This window comes from Isosphaeraceae bacterium EP7 (assembly GCA_038400315.1).
Lineage (GTDB): Bacteria > Planctomycetota > Planctomycetia > Isosphaerales > Isosphaeraceae > EP7.
Genome location: CP151667.1, coordinates 4,854,510 through 4,872,286 on the forward strand (window position 1 = coordinate 4,854,510; position 17,777 = coordinate 4,872,286).

At 65.6% G+C, this 17,777-nt stretch carries 14 protein-coding genes; 8 read left to right on the plus strand and 6 right to left on the minus strand.

Features of this window, described 5'->3' with window-relative positions; translation table 11 throughout:
- The first annotated feature begins 358 nt into the window (after window positions 1-358).
- Window positions 359-1,063, plus strand: coding sequence for a hypothetical protein (locus EP7_RS18780; RefSeq protein WP_463523479.1), 705 nt, complete (start codon window positions 359-361; stop codon window positions 1,061-1,063).
- A 5-nt stretch (window positions 1,064-1,068) separates the two neighbouring features.
- On the opposite strand, the gene EP7_RS18785 is transcribed toward EP7_RS18780, so the two are convergent.
- Entirely contained in the window at window positions 1,069-1,287 is a 219-nt protein-coding gene (locus tag EP7_RS18785; RefSeq protein ID WP_463523481.1) for a hypothetical protein, read from the minus strand.
- Window positions 1,288-1,444: 157 nt separating this feature from the next.
- Between EP7_RS18785 and EP7_RS18790 the strand changes: the two genes are divergently transcribed.
- The 3 genes from EP7_RS18790 to aroA are packed head-to-tail and all read left to right on the plus strand — an operon-like array spanning window position 1,445 to window position 3,810.
- The gene (locus tag EP7_RS18790; protein ID WP_463523483.1) at window positions 1,445-2,140 is read left to right on the plus strand and encodes a YggS family pyridoxal phosphate-dependent enzyme; all 696 of its coding nucleotides are present in this window, start codon (window positions 1,445-1,447) and stop codon (window positions 2,138-2,140) included.
- Window positions 2,137-2,481: a DUF167 domain-containing protein gene (locus tag EP7_RS18795; RefSeq protein ID WP_463523485.1), complete on the plus strand. Its 345-nt coding sequence runs from the start codon at window positions 2,137-2,139 to the stop codon at window positions 2,479-2,481. The genes EP7_RS18790 and EP7_RS18795 overlap by 4 nt, the downstream gene beginning before the upstream one ends.
- A 27-nt stretch (window positions 2,482-2,508) precedes the next feature.
- A complete protein-coding gene (gene aroA / locus EP7_RS18800) occupies window positions 2,509-3,810 on the plus strand; it encodes a 3-phosphoshikimate 1-carboxyvinyltransferase (RefSeq protein WP_463523487.1) in 1,302 nt (433 codons plus the stop codon).
- Window positions 3,811-3,815: 5 nt separating this feature from the next.
- Here aroA and EP7_RS18805 read toward each other — a convergent pair whose 3' ends face one another.
- On the minus strand, window positions 3,816-5,654 hold the full coding sequence (locus EP7_RS18805; RefSeq protein ID WP_463523489.1) for a UbiD family decarboxylase: 1,839 nt from the start codon (window positions 5,652-5,654) through the stop codon (window positions 3,816-3,818).
- A gap of 188 nt (window positions 5,655-5,842) precedes the next feature.
- Here EP7_RS18805 and EP7_RS18810 point away from each other — a divergent pair, with 188 nt between their 5' ends.
- A complete protein-coding gene (locus tag EP7_RS18810) occupies window positions 5,843-6,634 on the plus strand; it encodes a class I SAM-dependent methyltransferase (protein ID WP_463523491.1) in 792 nt (263 codons plus the stop codon).
- A gap of 1 nt (window position 6,635) precedes the next feature.
- Window positions 6,636-7,499, plus strand: a complete 864-nt coding sequence (locus tag EP7_RS18815; protein ID WP_463523493.1) for an SDR family NAD(P)-dependent oxidoreductase — start codon at window positions 6,636-6,638, stop codon at window positions 7,497-7,499.
- Window positions 7,500-7,505: 6 nt separating this feature from the next.
- On the opposite strand, the gene mqnE is transcribed toward EP7_RS18815, so the two are convergent.
- Window positions 7,506-8,657, minus strand: a complete 1,152-nt coding sequence (gene mqnE / locus EP7_RS18820) for an aminofutalosine synthase MqnE (protein WP_463523495.1) — start codon at window positions 8,655-8,657, stop codon at window positions 7,506-7,508.
- A gap of 272 nt (window positions 8,658-8,929) precedes the next feature.
- Between mqnE and purD the strand changes: the two genes are divergently transcribed.
- Window positions 8,930-10,447 carry a phosphoribosylamine--glycine ligase gene (gene purD / locus EP7_RS18825; protein ID WP_463523497.1) on the plus strand — a complete coding sequence of 506 codons (1,518 nt, stop codon included), beginning with the start codon at window positions 8,930-8,932 and terminating at the stop codon, window positions 10,445-10,447.
- A gap of 38 nt (window positions 10,448-10,485) precedes the next feature.
- On the opposite strand, the gene EP7_RS18830 is transcribed toward purD, so the two are convergent.
- The 3 genes from EP7_RS18830 to EP7_RS18840 all read right to left on the minus strand — a co-directional run bounded on the left by EP7_RS18830 (window position 10,486) and on the right by EP7_RS18840 (window position 14,568).
- Window positions 10,486-12,438: a pseudouridine synthase gene (locus EP7_RS18830; RefSeq protein WP_463523499.1), complete on the minus strand. Its 1,953-nt coding sequence runs from the start codon at window positions 12,436-12,438 to the stop codon at window positions 10,486-10,488.
- A gap of 117 nt (window positions 12,439-12,555) precedes the next feature.
- Window positions 12,556-13,671 (minus strand): agmatine deiminase family protein, encoded by a 1,116-nt coding sequence (locus EP7_RS18835; protein ID WP_463523501.1) that lies wholly within the window; start codon window positions 13,669-13,671, stop codon window positions 12,556-12,558.
- A 3-nt stretch (window positions 13,672-13,674) separates the two neighbouring features.
- Window positions 13,675-14,568 (minus strand): carbon-nitrogen hydrolase, encoded by an 894-nt coding sequence (locus EP7_RS18840; protein WP_463523503.1) that lies wholly within the window; start codon window positions 14,566-14,568, stop codon window positions 13,675-13,677.
- A gap of 260 nt (window positions 14,569-14,828) precedes the next feature.
- Between EP7_RS18840 and EP7_RS18845 the strand changes: the two genes are divergently transcribed.
- Complete coding sequence (locus tag EP7_RS18845; RefSeq protein ID WP_463523505.1) at window positions 14,829-17,762, plus strand: DUF1549 domain-containing protein; 2,934 nt, start codon at window positions 14,829-14,831, stop codon at window positions 17,760-17,762.
- The last annotated feature ends 15 nt before the right edge of the window (window positions 17,763-17,777 follow it).

Below are 17,777 nucleotides of genomic sequence, written 5' to 3' on the forward strand. Positions count from 1 at the left end.
GATAAATAACGATCTATAGACGATCGCTGATTATCGAAATGCTTTGTCCACGTTGCGAAAATGACGAGGGGCGGAATCGCGAGGAGGTTTGAGATGGTTCTGGATGCTCTGTTTTGGTGCAGTTGTGCTTTTGCAGTCGGCATCCCGACGTCATTTCCCATCCTGACAATCGAGAAATGGCTAACAAGTTTGTCTGCTGTTCGATCAATGCTTAATAAATGAGCATATTCGGTTATTGGCGTCGGAATGAGTTCCAACGTGGGTTGGCTTCAGCCGAAATTGGGATCGGGACGGTCTGACCCAGGTTTCACCGTGGTATGTCCCGACCTTCTCAAGGTCGATTCGAGAGGAACTGATTGTGAAGCTTCCGGACAAACTCTCGGAATGGCTTGGGGCAGACTGGCCCTCTCCGCCCGGATCGTCCCCGGCCCAGCTCCTCTGGTCGAAGAGTTCGGCCGAGGTGGCGGCGGCGGACTGGAGCGTTTCGATCGGCCAGACACGGGTCATCCGCACGATCGCCGTGTTGCGTCGATTCAAGGTGGCGTTGATCGCCGAGCAGGTTGAGCAAGGGCACGGGGAGTGGAGCATCTCCTTCCCGTTGCCCGCCGGCTCGGTGGCCAGGAAGATCCACGAGAAGCCATCGATCCTGGTCGAGCGAGAAGGCGCTCTCGGATTCGGTCAGATCCTGCCACTCTCGCTCGAATGTCGCGATGACGCCGGCTGCCTGGATCGTTTCGACGTCAGGTCAGGAAATCTCACCATGACGAGAACGCTGCAAGGGGGCGTGTCCTACAGCGCGATCCTCATCGCCTGGGGCCGGCCCAGGTCGACGAGCCCGGCAACCTGGACCCCCCTGACGGTCACCGAGCAGGCCCGCGAATGCCCGGGGACGCGGGCCTTTGCCGTGAGAGCTTCGTGGGGCAAGGACCAATTCGTCGTGTATCGGTCCCTGGCCGAGCCCACGCTCCGGGCATTCCTCGGCCATCAGACGTCGGCCAAATTCCTGATGGGGCGATTCACGCCGACCGGCACCGTTCAGCCGATTATTCTTCAAAATGCCTGAGTCGTTCAGCGATCGCGGCGGGTCGGAATCGACAAGATCGCCGGCAGGCTGGCGCCGATATACAGCAACGCGACGACCACCGCCAGATAGCCGGTGTGCTGGTGCGACTTGATCAGTTTCACGTTTCCTCCGACGATGAGCTGGCCCATCACCAACTGCGACAAGATGAGCAGCGCCGAGATAAATCCGAGGATGACAAGGACCAGCTTGCGAGGACCGTTCATGACCAACCCTTCTGAAAAATTCGGTGCGTGCGAGTGAGATTCTTCCTCACCTGCTGGGGTCGAGAAGAATCGACCTGATCAGGATAGACCATCGCCGAAGTCGCGTCACGCTGCACGCGAGGCTTGGCGCGTGCGAGAAGGCCTCTACACTAGAACGATGGATGCCGAGCGACTGCGAGAGAACTGGACGAGCGTCGGGGCACGGGTCGACGAGGCGACGCGTCTGTCGGGCCGGAAATCGGGCGACGTCAGGCTCGTCGCCGTCACCAAGCGGGTGCCCGCGTCGGCGGTGCGCGCCCTGATCGACCTTGGCGCGAAGACGTTCGGCGAGAATTATCCGCAGGAACTCTGGGAGAAGGTCGAGGAGATTCCCGACCCCTCCGTGCGCTGGCACCTCATCGGCCACCTCCAGGGGAAGAAGGTGAAGAAAACCCTCCCCCTTGTCGAGATGGTGCACGGGGTCGACACGATCAAGTTATTGCAGTCGCTGAACTCGGCCGCGGCCGAGCTGCCGCAGGTCCCGAGCGTCTGCCTGCAAGCGAACCTCTCGGGGGAGCCGACCAAGCACGGTTGGACCGCGGAGGGGCTGCTGCTCGACGCCGAAGAGATTGCCAGGTGCCGGTCGATTCGCGTCGTCGGCTTGATGACGATGGCCGGCCTGGGCGACCAGGGAGAGGCGGCCCGACCGACGTTTGCCCAGCTCCGGCAGTTGCGCGACGAACTGGCACGTCGAACGGGACTCGCTCTGCCCGAGCTCTCGATGGGAATGTCTGGCGATTTCGAGGCGGCGATCGCCGAAGGGGCGACGCTCGTCCGGGTCGGATCGGCCCTGTTCGAGGGAGTCGGCACATGATCGAAGCGAAGGCCCATGCCGACGGGGCGGTGTTCCCGGTCCGGGCGCAGCCTGGGACCAAGCGCTCGAAGATCCTGGGCGAGCGAAACGGCGCCTTGCGAGTCGCCGTGACCGCTCCCCCCGACCAGGGGAAGGCGAACGCGGCACTGGTCGAGGCCATTGCTGACGCGCTGGGCTGCAAGGCGTCTCAGGTCGAGTTAGTCTCGGGCCAGGCCCATCGCGACAAACGCTTCCTGATCCGCGGTATGGGCCCGGCCGAGCTTGAGCTCAAGCTTGCCGGGCTCGTCAAGATAAGCGACTCGTCCGCAGCAACAACCGAGAAACGATCGAAAACGCCCTGATGGCGTCGAGTTAGAAAGTTAGAGCCGATGTCGACCTATCCAGAACAATTCGTCGTCCCAACCCTCGCCGGGCGTCCCCTCTCGGCCACTACACGGGTTCCAGGCTCCAAGAGCATCACCAACCGGGCCCTGGCGGTCGCTGCACTCGCCGACGGGATCAGCACGCTGACCGGTGCCCTGGATAGCGACGACACACGGGTGATGATCGACTCCCTGCGCAAGCTGGGCGTCGTGATCGATCACGACACCGAGGCGTGCTCCGTCCGCGTGGTGGGTTGCCGAGGTCTGTTCCCGGCCAAGGAAGCCGATCTTTATCTGGATAACTCGGGAACCAGCCTGAGGTTCCTCACCGCGATGCTTGCGGCCTCGCGGGGCACCTTCCGGCTCGACGGCTCCGCGCGGATGCGCCAACGCCCCGTGGCCGACCTCCTGACGGCGATCAACGGGGTCGGGGCCGATGCCAGGAGCGAGCTTGGCACGGGCTGCCCTCCGGTCTTGCTGAAGGCCGACGGCATCCACGGCGGGTTCGCCACGGTACGCGGCGACGTGTCGAGCCAGTTCCTCAGCGGCCTCTTGATCGCCTCGCCCTACACCCGAGACGTCCTGACCGTCGAGGTTCAGGGGACGCTCGTCTCGGTCCCTTACGTCGCGATGACTCTCGACGTGATGGGGGCGTTCGGGGTCCAGATCAGCAATCGCAAGTTCAAGCGATTCGACATCCAGACCCAGCGTTACAACGCACGGTCCTACGCCATCGAGCCCGACGCCTCGGCCGCCAGCTATTTTTTCGCCGCCGCAGCCATCGCGGGCGGGACGGTCAAGGTCGAAGGGCTCGGCACCAATTCGATCCAGGGGGACCTCGGCTTTGTCGACATCCTGGAGCATATGGGCTGCACGGTCGAGCGCGGCAAGGACTCGACGACGGTGACCGGCGGACCGTTGCGCGGGGTCGACGTCGACATGAACGCGATCAGCGACACCGTGATGACCCTGGGCGTCGTGGCCCTGTTCGCACAGGGGCTGACGCGCATCCGCAACGTCGGCCACATCCGCCACAAGGAGACCGACCGGATCGCCGCCCTCGCCACCGAGCTGCGCAAGTTCGGCGCGACGGTCGATGAGGCTCCCGACGGCCTGATCATCATCCCGCCCGAAAAACCCGTCGCCGCGACAGTCGCCACGTACAAAGACCATCGGATGGCGATGTCCTTCGCGATGGCGGGCCTGAAGATCGAAGGGGTCACGATCCTCGACCCGGGCTGCGTGGCCAAGACGTATCCGGGGTTCTGGGACGATCTGGCGAAGCTCGAGACGGTTCCTCCCGCCTGAATCCGTCAGTAGACCCCGTGCAGGGGACCGCCGGGAGCCGCCCAGGCATCCACCTTCCGCTCGATCTCAGGATCGTCGATCAAGGGGGGGGCGTGCTGCGACTTGACCCGCGCGTCGATGACCAGCGGTCCTCGGCAGCCCCAATGCTTTCGATCACTGAACGACCGGATCCCGTCGATGTCGGCGGCGGGATTCGACCGGGTGAAGGTCACCCAGAGGAAGTTGCCGATCGATCGGGCCGCGAACTCGCTGTCGTCAACCAGGACGACCAGCGGGAACGCGTCGATTGGGTGCCCATTCGGGAAGGCGTTGCAGAACGCCTGGAGCCGCTCGACCGACTCGGCCTCGGGACCATGCGGCGGCGCCTGAATGACGAGCACGCCGGGCATGGCGAGTCGTGGATCGTGGTAGCAGTCGGGGAATGTCAATCCTTCGGGGAGCTCCGTTGGGAGCGAACGACGCACAGGGCCGGCGGCGGCGATGACGAGCTTAGACCCCTGGTTCAGGCCGTGGCCCGAATAGTCCAGGGTGTCGATGGTGGTCCGGGTTTGGAAGTGGAGGTCGCTCTCCCAGTCGACCCGCTCCAGGAGCCGACGCAGGAACATGCCGACGTCGTGGATGTCCAGGTCGGGGACGTCTCGCTCGGCCATGATGAGCAGGTACTTGGCCAGCGACATCTGCCCCTGGCCCAGGATCGCATTCGCCTGAGTCAGGATTTCTCGCGGGCGAGAGTCTCGCGCGTAGGGTACATATCGCTCGCTACCGATGGCGAGCAGGAGCGGATGGACTCCGGCGGCATCGACGGCGTGGACCGCCTTCACACCCGGGAGAACGGTCGGGACGAGCGGGCCGGTCAGCTCGTGAATCAACTGGCCGAAGGAGGTATCCTCCTGCGGTGGCCGGCCGACCGAGGTGAACGGCCAGATGGCGCCCGGGCGATGGTAGACGCGCTCGACCTGCATCACCGGGAAGTCGTGGGCCAGCGAGTAATAGCCCAGGTGGTCGCCGAACGGCCCTTCGCGTTTGGTCCGGTTGGCGTCAATTGTGCCGACCAGGCAGAAATCGGCCTCGGACGGTATCGCCGGGCCGCCTTCGGGCCGGACCATCCGCACGCGGCGCCCTCCCAGGGCTCCTGCGAAGGAAAGCTCGGGCAAACCTTCGGGTAGCGGCATCACTGCCGCGACCGCCATGCAGGGGGGCCCTCCGACGAAGACGTTCACCCTCAACGGTTCACCGTGACGGATCGCCGCCGAGTGATGGACGCCTATCCCCCGATGGAGCTGGTAGTGCAGGCCCACCTCGCGGTCGGGCATGTAGTCGTTGCCCGAGATCTGCACCCGGTACATTCCCAGGTTCGACTTCGCCAGGCCCGGGTGGTCGGGATCTTCGGAATAGACCTGCGGCAGGGTGATGAATGCGCCGCCATCCATCGGCCACGACTTGAGCTGAGGAAGTTTCGAGAGAGTTGTCTGATGCGAGAGGATCGGCCCGCTGCGGGAGAGCTTTGGCAACAGGTGCCAGGCGGCGAAGGGGACGTCGCGGTATCTCCAGGGACGACGGAGAAAGGCCGGCGGGGCGACTTTCAGCTCGACGAGGTGGCGGACGGCTTGCAAGGTGTCGCGGAACAGCCAGCGGGTCCGCTCGATCGTCCCGTAAAGGTTCCCGAGCATGGGGAACGGCGTCCCCTTCACGTTCTTGAAAAGGAGCGCGGGCCCCTGCGCCTGGTAGACCCGACGCTGGATGGCGGCCGCCTCCAGGCAGGGATCAACCTCGGCTTCGATGGTCACGAGCTGGCCGGTCCGTTCGAGGTCCCGCACGCAGTCCGACAGGTTGCGATACCCCATGATGTCCCGTCGCTGAGTTCCGATGGTCGCTTTGGCGTTGGCGCGCAGGCGTACCGGGACAGAGTAGGGCGATCGAGCCCAATCGCCAAGGCGGATGGGCGAGAGGCCCGCCCGCAGATACACTTAGAGGACGACGAGTCGATGCGTCGGCTTGCATTCCCAGCACCATGCCTCCCGAGGTCCGACCGATGGTCTCCGGCAGTCCGGTCGTCGATCCACCCGCGTCAGAGAGCCCCTCGGTGGACAAGTCGGACCGTCGGGTCCGGTCGATGTTCGCCTCGATTGCGGGCCGGTACGACCTGCTCAATCGCGTGTTGAGCCTGAACATCGACACATCCTGGCGGCGATTCACCACCAGGACCGTCCCCCCCCTGCCCGGCTTGCCCGTCCTCGACTGCTGCACCGGCACGGCCGACCTGGCGCTCGATTATCACGCGGTTTCACGCGGTCGCTCCAAGATCCTGGGAGCCGACTTCTGCCGCGAAATGCTGGTCGTGGGCCGGCAGAAGGTGCTGAATGCCGGCGCGGATGAGTCGGTGACGCTCGTTGAGGGGGACACCCAGCGACTTCCCGTCCCTGACAACACCTTCGGCGTCGTCACCGTGGCGTTCGGCCTACGCAATGTGGCCGATACCGTCCTGGGCATCGACGAGATGGTCCGCGCGGCGGCCCCGGGCGGGAAGGTGGCGATCCTCGAGTTCTCGCGTCCCACTAATCCCATCCTGAGCCGGATCTATCTGACCTTCTTCAGGCGCATCCTGCCGAAAGTCGGCCAGACGCTGGCACCCAACCAATATGACGCCTATCGGTACCTGCCCGAGAGCGTCCTCCAGTTTCCCGATGGCCAGCGGATGCTCGACCTGCTCGCTTCTCGTGGACTGATCAATCTGGTCGGTCACCCGCTCACGTTTGGGATCGCCACGTTGTATGTCGGGACCAAGCCCGGCCAACTCTCAACGACGGAACGTAAAGAGAGCTGACGTGCCACCAGCAGGAAGAGTCGTCCTCGTCACGGGTGCATCGAGCGGCATCGGTGCCGCACTCACCTTGGAACTCGCCCGCCGCGGATTCCGCCTCGCGCTGACTGCGCGTCGCGGCGATCGACTGGAATCCATCGCGGCCGAAGCGCGGAGCCTCGGCTCGCCCGAGGTCGCCACGATTGTCGCGGATCTCGCGGACGGGGCCGCTCCTGAACTGATCCTCGGTGAAACGCTCGGGCGTTTTGGCGGCCTCGACGTGCTCGTGAATAATGCCGGCCTTGGTCTGCCCGAACCGTTTGCGTTGGCGGATCGAGGGATGTTGCGTCGGCAGGTCGAGGTCAACCTGCTTGCGCCGATGATGCTCGCTCATTGGGCGATCCCGGCGCTGGCCGAGCGTCGTGGCACGATCATCAACGTGGGCTCGGCGATCAGCACGATCGCGATCCCGATGTTCGGCGCCTACGGCATGACCAAGGCGGGTCTGGCCTACTGGAACGACGCCCTGAGGCGTGAGCTTCGCCCGCAACGGATCAAGGTCTGCCTGGTCGAGCCGGGCCCCATCGGCACCGAGTTCTTTCGCGCCATCTCGTCGCTCTATCCCGAGGGGAGCAGCGAGTTGTCCGAGCCGCGTGCGCCTGCCATTCCGCCCCCGTCGTTCGCCACGGCTAAGGTCGACGACGTGGCCCGCCGGATCGCCAACCTCATCGACCGGCCCAAGCGGCGGCTGTCCGTTTTGCGCAGGCTGGTCTGGCCGTTGCGGGCGCTGGGTGCCTTTTTCCGCGCCGCCCCGGTCGTCGCCGACCTTGCCCTGGTCGACGCGATCCGGAGGCTGCAACGCGAGTGGAAAGATCGGCCGCCGGGCTAAACGAGATCAGACCGGGGCGGCGATGTTTCCCATACCGATCTGAACCGGCTCGGCGGCCGACCAGGTGACGCCGTCGCGGTCGACCCGATGGTAGAGGGTGTCGCGCTCGATGGGGATCCGGCCGGCCTCGATGATGAGCCTGCGGATCTCGTCGACCGTCACTTCCTGGGGCGTCTCGGCGCCCGCCTCGTGATAGATCTTCTCGTGCACAACGGTACCGTCGAGGTCGTCGGCCCCGAAGGAGAGGGCGATCTGGGCGGTCTTGATGCCGAGCATCACCCAGTAGGCCTTGATGTGCGGGAAGTTGTCGAGCATCAGGCGGCTAATCGCCATCGTCTTCAGGTCCATCAGGCCCGAGGGCTTCGGCAGGCTGTCCATCCGCGAGTTGTCGGGGTGGAAGGCCAGCGGGATGAACGTCTGGAAGCCGCCAGTCTCGTCCTGAAGCTCGCGCAGCCGGACCATGTGGTCAATCCGGTGGTGGGGCTTGTCGATGTGCCCATAGAGCATGGTCGCGTTGGAATGCAGGCCCAGGCTGTGGGCGGTCCGGTGGACCTCCAGCCAGACGGCCGTCGAGGCCTTGGCGCCGCAGACTTCCTCGCGGACCTCGGGGTGAAAGATCTCGGCACCGCCGCCCGGTAAGCTTCCCAGGCCGGCTTCCACGAGGCGCTCGAGGACCTGGCGGATAGAGAGTCGGGAAATCTTAGCGAAGAACTCGATCTCGACGGCGGTATAGGCCTTCAGGTGGAGTTCGGGGTAGGCCTCGTGGATCCAGCGGACGAGGTCGACGTAGTAATCAAACGGGAGCTTGTGGTGCAGGCCGCCGACGATGTGCAGCTCGGTTGCGCCCCGGTCGTGGGCCTGCTTGGCCCTGGCGAGGATCTGGGGCTCGTCCATCACGTAGGCGCGGGGATCGTCGAGATCGGCCCTGAACGCACAGAAGTCGCACTTATAAACGCAGACGTTCGTCGGGTTGATGTGCGTGTTGACGTTGTAGTAGCCGAAATTGCCGTTGGTCCGCTCGCGGACGAGATTGGCCATCTCGCCCAGGGCGAACAGGTCGTTGGAGGCTTCGAGGGTCAGTCCATCGTCGAACGTGAGGCGTTGCGAGGCCTCGACCTTGTCCCGAATCGCCCGCAACTTCGCCGCGTCGGTGGTCATTGTCGTGGGATCCTTCTCGGGCACGGACGTCGCCCGGCCCGGTAGAGCAAGTCTGGCTTACTCAGATTTTAGTCGGGACTGAAACCTCCGACAAGCTCGGGCGACGCGTTCTGTCCGCTCCTTTGCCCCGAGTTGGTAACGGGGATGTTAAGAGGATGGCCGAATCCATAGAATGAGCGTCAGTGCGAATCGGTTCGATTGCTCGCGATTGGCAATCCGAGTGCTGCGTGGTCTGGTCGTCTGGACGGGGCGAGAGCCTGGGAGTTGTTGAGTTGAAAGTTCTGGTCGTCGGCAAGGGTGGTCGTGAGCATGCGCTCTGCTGGAAGCTGAAGCAGTCCCCGAAGGTCCGGGCCGTGTTCTGCGCCCCAGGGAATGCAGGCACCGCCGTCGACGTGACGAACGTCGGGATCGAGCCGGGAGACACCCGGGCCCTGATCCAGTTCGCCAAGCGTGAGCGGATCTACCTGACCGTCATCGGCCCTGAAGAACCGCTCGCCAGCGGCATCGTCGACGCCTTCCAGCGCGAGAACCTTCGGGTCTTCGGCCCCCGGCAAGACGCCGCCGAGCTGGAAGGCAGCAAGGTCTTCGCCAAGGAATTGATGAGGCAGGCCGGCATTCCCACGGCCGACTACCGGGTCTTCAAGGGGGCTCCCGACGCCGAGCATTACCTGCTCAGCCGAGAGGTCTCGCTCGTCGTCCGCAGCCGGGGCCGGTCGACGATGCGACACACGATGTCGTGCCGCACGGCCGCCGAGACCCTGGAAGCGATCGACCGGATCATGGATCCGCGCGAGATGCTGGCGCCCGGCGTTCAGGTGGAGATCGAGGAGAAGAATACGCGTAAGGTCTTCGACACCGGGGCCGAGGCCAAGGCCTACGTCCTCAACCGGCCGCTCGGCATGGTTTTGAAGGCCGACGGGCTCGCCGCGGGCAAGGGCGTCTACGTCTGCGACAACCTCCGAGAGGCCCTCATCGCGGTCGACGACATCATGGTCTCCAGGAAGTACGGCAAGGCCGGCGACCGGCTCTTGCTGGAGGAACGGCTCGACGGCCACGAGACGAGCATCCTCGCCTTGACCGACGGCCGGACGATCGTCTCCCTGGAAACGAGCCAGGACCACAAGCGAGCCTACGACAACGACGAAGGGCCGAACACTGGAGGCATGGGCGCCTACTCCCCGGCCACCGACATCGTCACGCCCGAGCTGATGGCACAGGTTGAGAGCGAAGTGCTCGTGCCCATGGTCCACGCGATGAAGCGAGCCCGGAAGCCGTTCCGGGGGGTGCTCTACGCGGGCCTGATGCTGACGAACCAGGGTCCGAAGGTCCTCGAGTTCAATGTCCGCTTCGGCGACCCCGAGTGCCAGGTCCTGATGATGCGCCTGAAGTCGGACCTGTTCGAGGTGCTCAACGCCGTCGTCGACGAGAAGCTCGATACGATCCACCTGGAATGGGATCCTCGCCCCGCGGTGACCGTGGTCATGGCCGCGGAAGGCTATCCCGGTCACTACGAGCGCGGCCGGGCGATCAATAACCTGGAGCAGGCCGGGCGGATGCCCGACGTGAAGGTCTTCCACGCAGGGACCTTGCTGCGAATCGACCCGAGCCTGAAGGGTGGCCAGCAGGCTGTCGCCGATGGCGGACGGGTCCTGAATGTGACCGCGATTGGCGACACCCTGGCGCAGGCGCAGGCCAAGGCCTATGCGGCGATCAAGACGATCCGGCTCAACGGTGGCTGGTATCGGAAAGACATCGCCGAGAAGGGCATCCGCAACGCCGACCCCGTATAAGGGGCCGACGTCGCGGAGTTCGACGGGTAACCTGCAGGTCAGGTCGTCGGCTTGGGCTCATCGGACTCGGGCCGACGACGGGTCTGGCCGAGGGCCGAGCGCGGGGGGCGAGGCTTGGAGGCAGGACGACGGAGCCTGGGCCCCTGGTTCTGGCTCTGGCCCTGACTCCGATCCATACCGATGATGATCCGGCCGCCACCCTGACCGTCGGAGAGGTCAACCCGGGGCGTGGGGCGACCGCCCTGTGCCGGGGTGCCGGGTCTCCCCTGCGGGGGGCCGTCGGCGCGAATCTGGTACTCGTTGTCAGGCTGACCGGGGCGGAGCGGCTTGCGTCCGCCGCTCGACTGCGGCTCACGACTATGACCGCCAGCCGGGGTGCGGCCGGGGCCACCATCCAGGACAGGTCCACGGCCCGGGCCGACACCATCCTGGTTACGACGCATGGCGGGCTGGGAGCCCTGGAAGTGCGGCGGGATGGCCGAAGGCCGCGGACGCTGTGAGGGGGGCAGGCCCAGGGGGCGGGGGACTTCACCTCGCCTCAGCGGGCGCGGGAGGTTGTCATGACCCTCGGCGGTCTGCGGGATCCGGCCGTCGGGTCGCGGTCGCATGGCCGGACCACGCGAAGGACCTGCAGGGCGGCTCCCCTCGACTCGATCGGGCCTGCGGGCGCCCCCATGACCCATCGAGCCTGAACCCTGGAACGAGCCAGTCCCGGCGCCGGTGCCGGCGGTCGGGAACCGACGCGGGCCCTGAGACTTACGATCATCGGTGCGGACCGTGGGCAAAAGAAGTCCGGCCGCGACCTTGCGGAGCAGCTCGACCTCGCCGCTGCCGAGCGGCCGGAACTCGCCAGGCGCCAAGCCCTTGATGGTGATCGGGCCGACGGCGATGCGGGTCAGGGACATGACCTTGTGCCCCTCCTTGGCCAACATCCGGCGAACTTCGCGGTTTTTCCCTTCGGCGAGCACCATCTCCACGATGGTCGCATCGCCCTGGCGACCAACGATCTTGGCCCGCTTGGCGCGCACCTTGCCGTCGGACAACCAGATTCCTGCGAGCAATTTCTGGATGGTCTCGGGGCTGGGGAGTCCGGCCACGATGACCCGGTAGACCTTCTCGACCCCGAACTTGGGGTGGGCCAGCTTGTTGGCGAGCTCCCCATCGTTGGTCAGCAGCATCAGGCCGACGCTCATCTCGTCAAGCCGACCGACCGTGTAGACGCGCTCTGGGACGTCGGGCAGCAGATCCACGACTCGGGGCCGGCCGGCCGGATCGCTGTTGGTGGAGACGTAGCCCTTGGGCTTGTTCACCGCGAAGTAGACCGACCGTTCCAGCCTGACCTTCTGGCCGTCGACGTGGATCGTGGCGGACGAGGCATCAACCTTCGTTCCCAGTTCGCGGACAATCTGATTGTTGATCGTCACTCGTCCCTGGAGGATCAGCTCTTCGCAGTTTCGCCTCGAACCGAGCCCGGCCTGGGCCAGGACCTTCTGGAGCCGCTCGGGTTCGTGGGACTTGGACCGTTCGACGGTGCGGAGCGCGGGGCCGCTACGGGTGCCGGGAGCACCGATCCGGTCGTGGCTCCTCGGTCGATCCGAGCCTCCACCACCACCCGAACGCTGCGGCGGGCCGCCGGGACGGCTGCCCCCCTGGCCTGGCCGGCGAGCCCCGGGCCCTTGACCCTGGGGGGGACCACCGGGTCGACTGCTTCCTTGCCCTGGCCTGCGCGCTGAGGGCCCCTGACCCTGGGGGGGACCACCGGGTCGACTGTGGCTCTGCCCGGGGCGGCGGGCGCCGGGCCCCTGAACCGGGCCACCACCACCGGGGCGACCGCCAGCCTGCGCCGGGCGGCGGCCTGCGGGGCCTTGACCTTGCGGAGGACCGCCGGGGCCCGAGGGCCTGCGGCCGGGGGGACGAGATGAGTGGCGAGGTCCGCCGTGGCCGGGACCGGCGCCGGGGCCGCTGCGGCGGGGGGGCTTGTTGCTGGGCATGGAACGATCATCCTGCGGATTCGATCCGCGGAGCACGGCTTCAAACAGCCGGGCAAGACTCGATGTGGGGAAACTCGGACGGTGGACATGGTCATCGCGACCAGGTCAGGGGAACGGCTAGTTGACCTCGGGAGACTCGCGGTCGGTAACCTCTTCGGTGCCCACGCGAGGCTGCTGCTGGGTCATGCAGTGCAGCGTACCAAGTCCCCAGACGAGGTCGAGGGCGTGGACGCCGACGACCTCTCGGCCGGGGAAGCAATGCTCCAGGGTTGACAGCGCAAGTCGGTCGGCCGGGTCATTGAAGGTCGGGACCAGGACCATGCCGTTGGCGATGTAGAAGTTGGCGTAGCTGGCCGGCAGACGCTGGCCTTCGAACTCGATGGGCCGTGGCATCGGTAGCTCGATGATCTCGAGCGGTTCGCCGTCCTGGTCGCGGGCCTCGGCCAGCCGGCATCGATTGTCGGCCAGAATCTCGAAGTTCTCGTCCGACTCCCGCTTCTCGACGACCGTGACGACCTGCCTCGGCCCGACAAATCGGGCGAGGTCGTCGACGTGTCCATGGGTGTCGTCGCCCACGATCCCCTTGCCCAGCCAGATGACGTGCCGGGTGCCGAGATATCGATGCAAGACCTCTTCGATGCTGGACTTGGAGAGGCCAGGGTTGCGGGCCTGGACGTCGTCCAGCAGGCATTCCTCGGTCGTCAGCACGGTGCCGGCGCCATTGACGTCGATCGATCCCCCTTCGAGGACGATTCGCCGCGGGGCCCCTTCGAACTCCGCGGTCGGCTCTTGACGCGAAAAGCCGAGTTTCTTGGCCAGCCTCCGCGGGAGGCGGTCGTCGGCCTTGTGGTTGCTGTACTTGGCCCAGCCGTTGAACTGCCAGTCGACCAGGATTGGGTTCGTTTCGTTTTCAGCGACTACAAACGTCGGGGCGGTATCGCGGGTCCAGATCCGGTCGGTCTTCACCTTGTGGAAATCGACGCGGCCGAGGTCGACCCCAGCGCGCTCAAGTCGCTCGGTGGCGTCCCGACGCTGCTTGCCCCCCAAGACGAGGATGGCCACCCGTTCGTTCTGGGTGAGCAGGTGGACGACCTCGACGAAGACCCAGGGGATGGGGCCGAACTTGCCCGGCCAGTCTTCCCGGTTGTGGGGCCAGGCGATCCAGGTGGTCTCGTGCGGCTCCCACTCGGCGGGCATGCGTTGGCCGGGGATGGGTTCGATCGGATCGGTCATGGGTCAGACTCCCCAGCGTTGAGCGATGGCGCCGTAGGCGTCGACGCGGCGGTCGCGGAAGAAGGGCCAGTTGCGGCGCGTGTCCTCGATCATGGCGGGGTCGACCTCGGCGACGACCACTTCCTCGGCCTCGCGCCCGGCCCTGGCCAGGATGCGGCCGAAGGGGTCGGCCAGGAATGAGCCCCCCCAGAATTCGATCCCGCCGTCGGCGGCTCCTTCATGACCCACCCGGTTGATGGCCGCGACAAAGACGCCGTTGCTGATCGCGTGGGCCCGCTGCATCGTCTCCCAGGCGTCGGCCTGGGCGACGCCGAACTCGGCCTTCTCGCCGGGATGCCAACCGATCGCGGTCGGGTAAACCAGGATCTCAGCCCCCTGCATGGCGGTCAGGCGGGCGGCCTCGGGGTACCACTGATCCCAGCAGACGAGCGTCCCGACGTTGGCAACCGACGTGTCGAATGACTTGAAGCCGAGGTCGCCGGGGGTGAAGTAATACTTCTCGAAATAGAGCGGGTCGTGGGGGATGTGCATCTTGCGGTAGCGACCGACCAGCGACCCATCCTTCTCGATGACCACCGACGTATTGTGGTAGATTCCGCCGGTCCGCTTCTCGAACAACGAGCCAATCACGACGACGCCCCGCGTCCTGGCGAAGGCTTCCAGGGCCTCGGTCGTCGGGCCCGGGATCGGCTCGGCCAGATCGAAGTATTTGGCGTCGTGGGTCTGGCAGAAATATTCGGAACGAAACAGTTCCGGCAGGCAGATCAAGGACGCACCTTCGTCGGCCGCCTGCCCCATCAGCTCGATGGCCCGACGGACATTGGAGTCGGGATCGGCCGAGCAGCGCATCTGGATGAGGCCGACACGATAGGGCTTGCTGCGGGCGGCTGCGGTCATGGGTCGGGCGTAACCTCAAATTTGTCGTGTGTGATCGTTCATTCTACCAGGCGGTCAAGGGACGTGAGAGCCTGGACGTACGAATTCCGGCGTCGCGGGCAAAACGGCTGGGATTGGGCCTGAAACCCTTGTAAGATTCGAGTAGGACGAAGACTTCGTCGCGTCCGCTTGCCCCACCCGCCCGCGGAGCACGCCACGCTCCGCGAAACGTCCCGCCGTCGCCGATCGATGCTCACGCTCCATGCCTCAGGGGCTTCCTCATGATTCGACGTCTCGCTCGCATGACCCTGGTCGGCCTGATCGGAGCGGCCTGGTCGTTCGCATCGGCTGCGGAGCCGACCGCCGAACAGGCCCGGTTCTTCGAGGAGAAGGTCCGGCCCATCCTGGTCTCGCAGTGCCTGAAGTGCCACGGCCCCGACAAACAGAAGTCGGGCCTGCGCGTCGACGGTCTGGCCTCGATGCTCAGCGGCGGCGACTCGGGGCCCGCGGTGGTCCCCGGCAAACCGGGCGAGAGTCTGCTCATCGCGGCGATCGGCTACGAAGACGACGCCTACAAGATGCCTCCGGCGAAGAAGCTCGCCCCCGAGGAGATCGAGGCCCTGACCACCTGGGTCGAGACCGGTGCCCACTGGCCGGGAGGCGGCGTCGCGGCAGGCTCGGCACCCCCGGTCGCAGGCGGTCTGCGCAGGCCCGGCGACCCCATCACCCAGGCCGACCGCGAGCACTGGGCATTCCGCCCGATCAAGGCTGACGCCGTGCCGACCCCGGCCGACGCCACCTGGGCCTCGAGCCCGATCGACCGATTCATCCTATCGAAGCTCGACACCAAGGGCCTCACGCCTAACCCGCCAGCCAGCAAGCAAGAATTCCTCCGACGCGCGACCTACGACCTGACGGGGCTCCCCCCGACCCCGGCAGAGGTCGCAGCCTTCCTCGCCGACGACTCGCCCGAGGCCTTCGAGCGAGTGGTCGACCGCCTGCTCGCCTCGAACCACTACGGCGAGAAGTGGGGCCGGCACTGGCTCGACCTCGTTCGATATGCCGAGACGAATAGCTACGAACGCGACGCGGCCAAGCCGTCGGCCTGGCGATACCGCGACTATGTAATCCGATCGTTCAACGACGACAAGCCTTACGACCGATTTGTCCGCGAACAGCTCGCCGGCGACGAGCTTGCCGACGGCGGCCCCGACGGGCAGATCGCGACCGGCTACTACCGGCTGGGGATCTGGGACGACGAACCGACCGACCGGGAGCAGGCTCGGTTTGATAGCCTCGACGACATCGTGGCGACCACCGGTCAGGTCTTCCTGGGAATGACCGTCGACTGCGCCCGTTGCCACGACCACAAGATCGATCCGATCCCCCAGAAGGACTATTACGGCTTCGTCGCCTTCTTCAACCAGATCAACCACTATCGCAACGGCGGACCCACCGACGAGGTCCAGCTCTTCGAGAACCAGAGCAGCCGCGACGATTATCTGGCGAAGGTGGCCGCCCTCGAACACGAGAAAGAGCGGATCCGAACGGCGATTGGCGACCTGGAGCGGATCGCGCTGGCGAAGCATCTGGGGATCGACCCGGGCAGCGTGACCAACGCGGTCGACCTTGCCGACCTCAAGTTCAAGTTCTATCGCGATACCTGGGACCGCCTCCCCGACTTCGACGCCCTGAAGCCGGAGACGAAGGGGGTTCTCGGCGAGACTTTCTTCACGCTGGCCAAGAAAAGCCGCGACATCGCCTTCGGCATGGTCATCGAAGGGGCCCTGATCGTCCCCGAGGACGGGACTTATACCCTCTACCTCGACTCCGACGACGGCTCACGACTGCTGATCGACGGCAAGCCGGTCATCGCTCATGACGGCGTCCATGAGCTGGGCAAGGAACAGGCTGGCTCCGTCGAGCTGAAGCGTGGCCGGGTCCCGATCCGGCTCGAATACTTCCAGCGCGAGGAGAAGCTGGGCCTGAACGTCGCCTGGTCGGGGCCGAATCTCCCACGGAGGAGCCTCTCAACTGGGCGCCCCAAGGTCGACATCGCAGCACTCATCAAGGATGACTCGCTCAAGCTGCTGAGTTCGGACGAGAAGGGCCGCCACGGCTATCTTGTCAACGAGCTCAAGAAGCTCAACGAGCGGCCGATCCCCAAGGAGACGGCCCTCTGCGTCACCGAAGAGCAAGGGCCGATCAAAGACACGTTCATCCTGCTGCGGGGCAATCCTCACGTCCCCGGCGACAAGGTTCAGCCCAGCTTCCTCCAGGTTCTCGGCTCTCCGGAAATCCCGGCGCCGACGACCTCCGCCGGGTCGAAGACGACGGGCCGTCGCACGGTCCTGGCCGACTGGATTACCTCGCCGACCAACCCCTTGACCGCCCGCGTGATGGCCAACCGGCTCTGGCAGCATCACTTCAATCGGGGCATCGTCCGGTCGTCGAACAACTTCGGCACCCAGGGTGACCGACCGACCCACCCCGAGCTGCTCGACTGGCTGGCGAATTCCTTGATCCAGGGGGGTTGGAAGCTGAAGCCGCTGCATCGTCAGATGATGCTCAGCAACGCCTACCGGATGTCGTCGAGGGGCCGCGAGGATGGTTTGAAGGCCGATCCGACGAATGACACCTTCTGGCGGTTCGAGCCGCGCAGGCTGTCCGCCGAGGAGATCCGCGACTCGATCCTGGCGGCCTGCGGCAACCTGAACACGAGGATGTTCGGACCCGGAGTCTTTCCAGAAATTCCCGCCGAGGTGCTGGCCGGCCAGTCGGTGCCGGGGCTGGGCTGGGGCAAGTCGAGCCCCGAGGAGCAGGCGAGGCGTAGCATCTACGTGCACGTCAAGCGGTCCCTGATCATGCCAATCCTGGAGAGCTTCGACGTCGCCGAGAGCGACCGATCGTCGCCCGTCCGGTTCAGCACCACCCAGCCGACGCAGGCCCTGGCCATGCTCAACGGCTCATTCGTCAACAAACAGGCCGAGCTGCTGGCAGACCGCCTCCGCCGCGAGGCGGGCGTCGAGCCCAGGAATCAGGTCGTCCTCGGCCTGGAATTGCTGATGAGCCGCAAGCCAACCGACGCCGAAGTCGAGCGTGGCCTGACGCTGATGGGCGACTGGAAGGCGGCCACTCACACGGACGACCGGGGTGCCTTGAAGGCGTTCTGCCTGGTCGCGCTGAATCTCAACGAATTCGTCTACCTGGACTGAACGACCCGCACGAAT

Coding starts and splice junctions, on each gene's coding strand:
- EP7_RS18785 (WP_463523481.1), bottom strand. CDS start 1,287: ATGAACGGTCCTCGCAAGCTGGTCCTTGTCATCCTCGGATTTATCTCG.
- EP7_RS18790 (WP_463523483.1), top strand. CDS start 1,445: ATGGATGCCGAGCGACTGCGAGAGAACTGGACGAGCGTCGGGGCACGG.
- EP7_RS18795 (WP_463523485.1), top strand. CDS start 2,137: ATGATCGAAGCGAAGGCCCATGCCGACGGGGCGGTGTTCCCGGTCCGG.
- aroA (WP_463523487.1), top strand. CDS start 2,509: ATGTCGACCTATCCAGAACAATTCGTCGTCCCAACCCTCGCCGGGCGT.
- EP7_RS18805 (WP_463523489.1), bottom strand. CDS start 5,654: ATGGGGTATCGCAACCTGTCGGACTGCGTGCGGGACCTCGAACGGACC.
- EP7_RS18810 (WP_463523491.1), top strand. CDS start 5,843: ATGGTCTCCGGCAGTCCGGTCGTCGATCCACCCGCGTCAGAGAGCCCC.
- mqnE (WP_463523495.1), bottom strand. CDS start 8,657: ATGACCACCGACGCGGCGAAGTTGCGGGCGATTCGGGACAAGGTCGAG.
- EP7_RS18830 (WP_463523499.1), bottom strand. CDS start 12,438: ATGCCCAGCAACAAGCCCCCCCGCCGCAGCGGCCCCGGCGCCGGTCCC.
- EP7_RS18835 (WP_463523501.1), bottom strand. CDS start 13,671: ATGACCGATCCGATCGAACCCATCCCCGGCCAACGCATGCCCGCCGAG.
- EP7_RS18840 (WP_463523503.1), bottom strand. CDS start 14,568: ATGACCGCAGCCGCCCGCAGCAAGCCCTATCGTGTCGGCCTCATCCAG.
- EP7_RS18845 (WP_463523505.1), top strand. CDS start 14,829: ATGATTCGACGTCTCGCTCGCATGACCCTGGTCGGCCTGATCGGAGCG.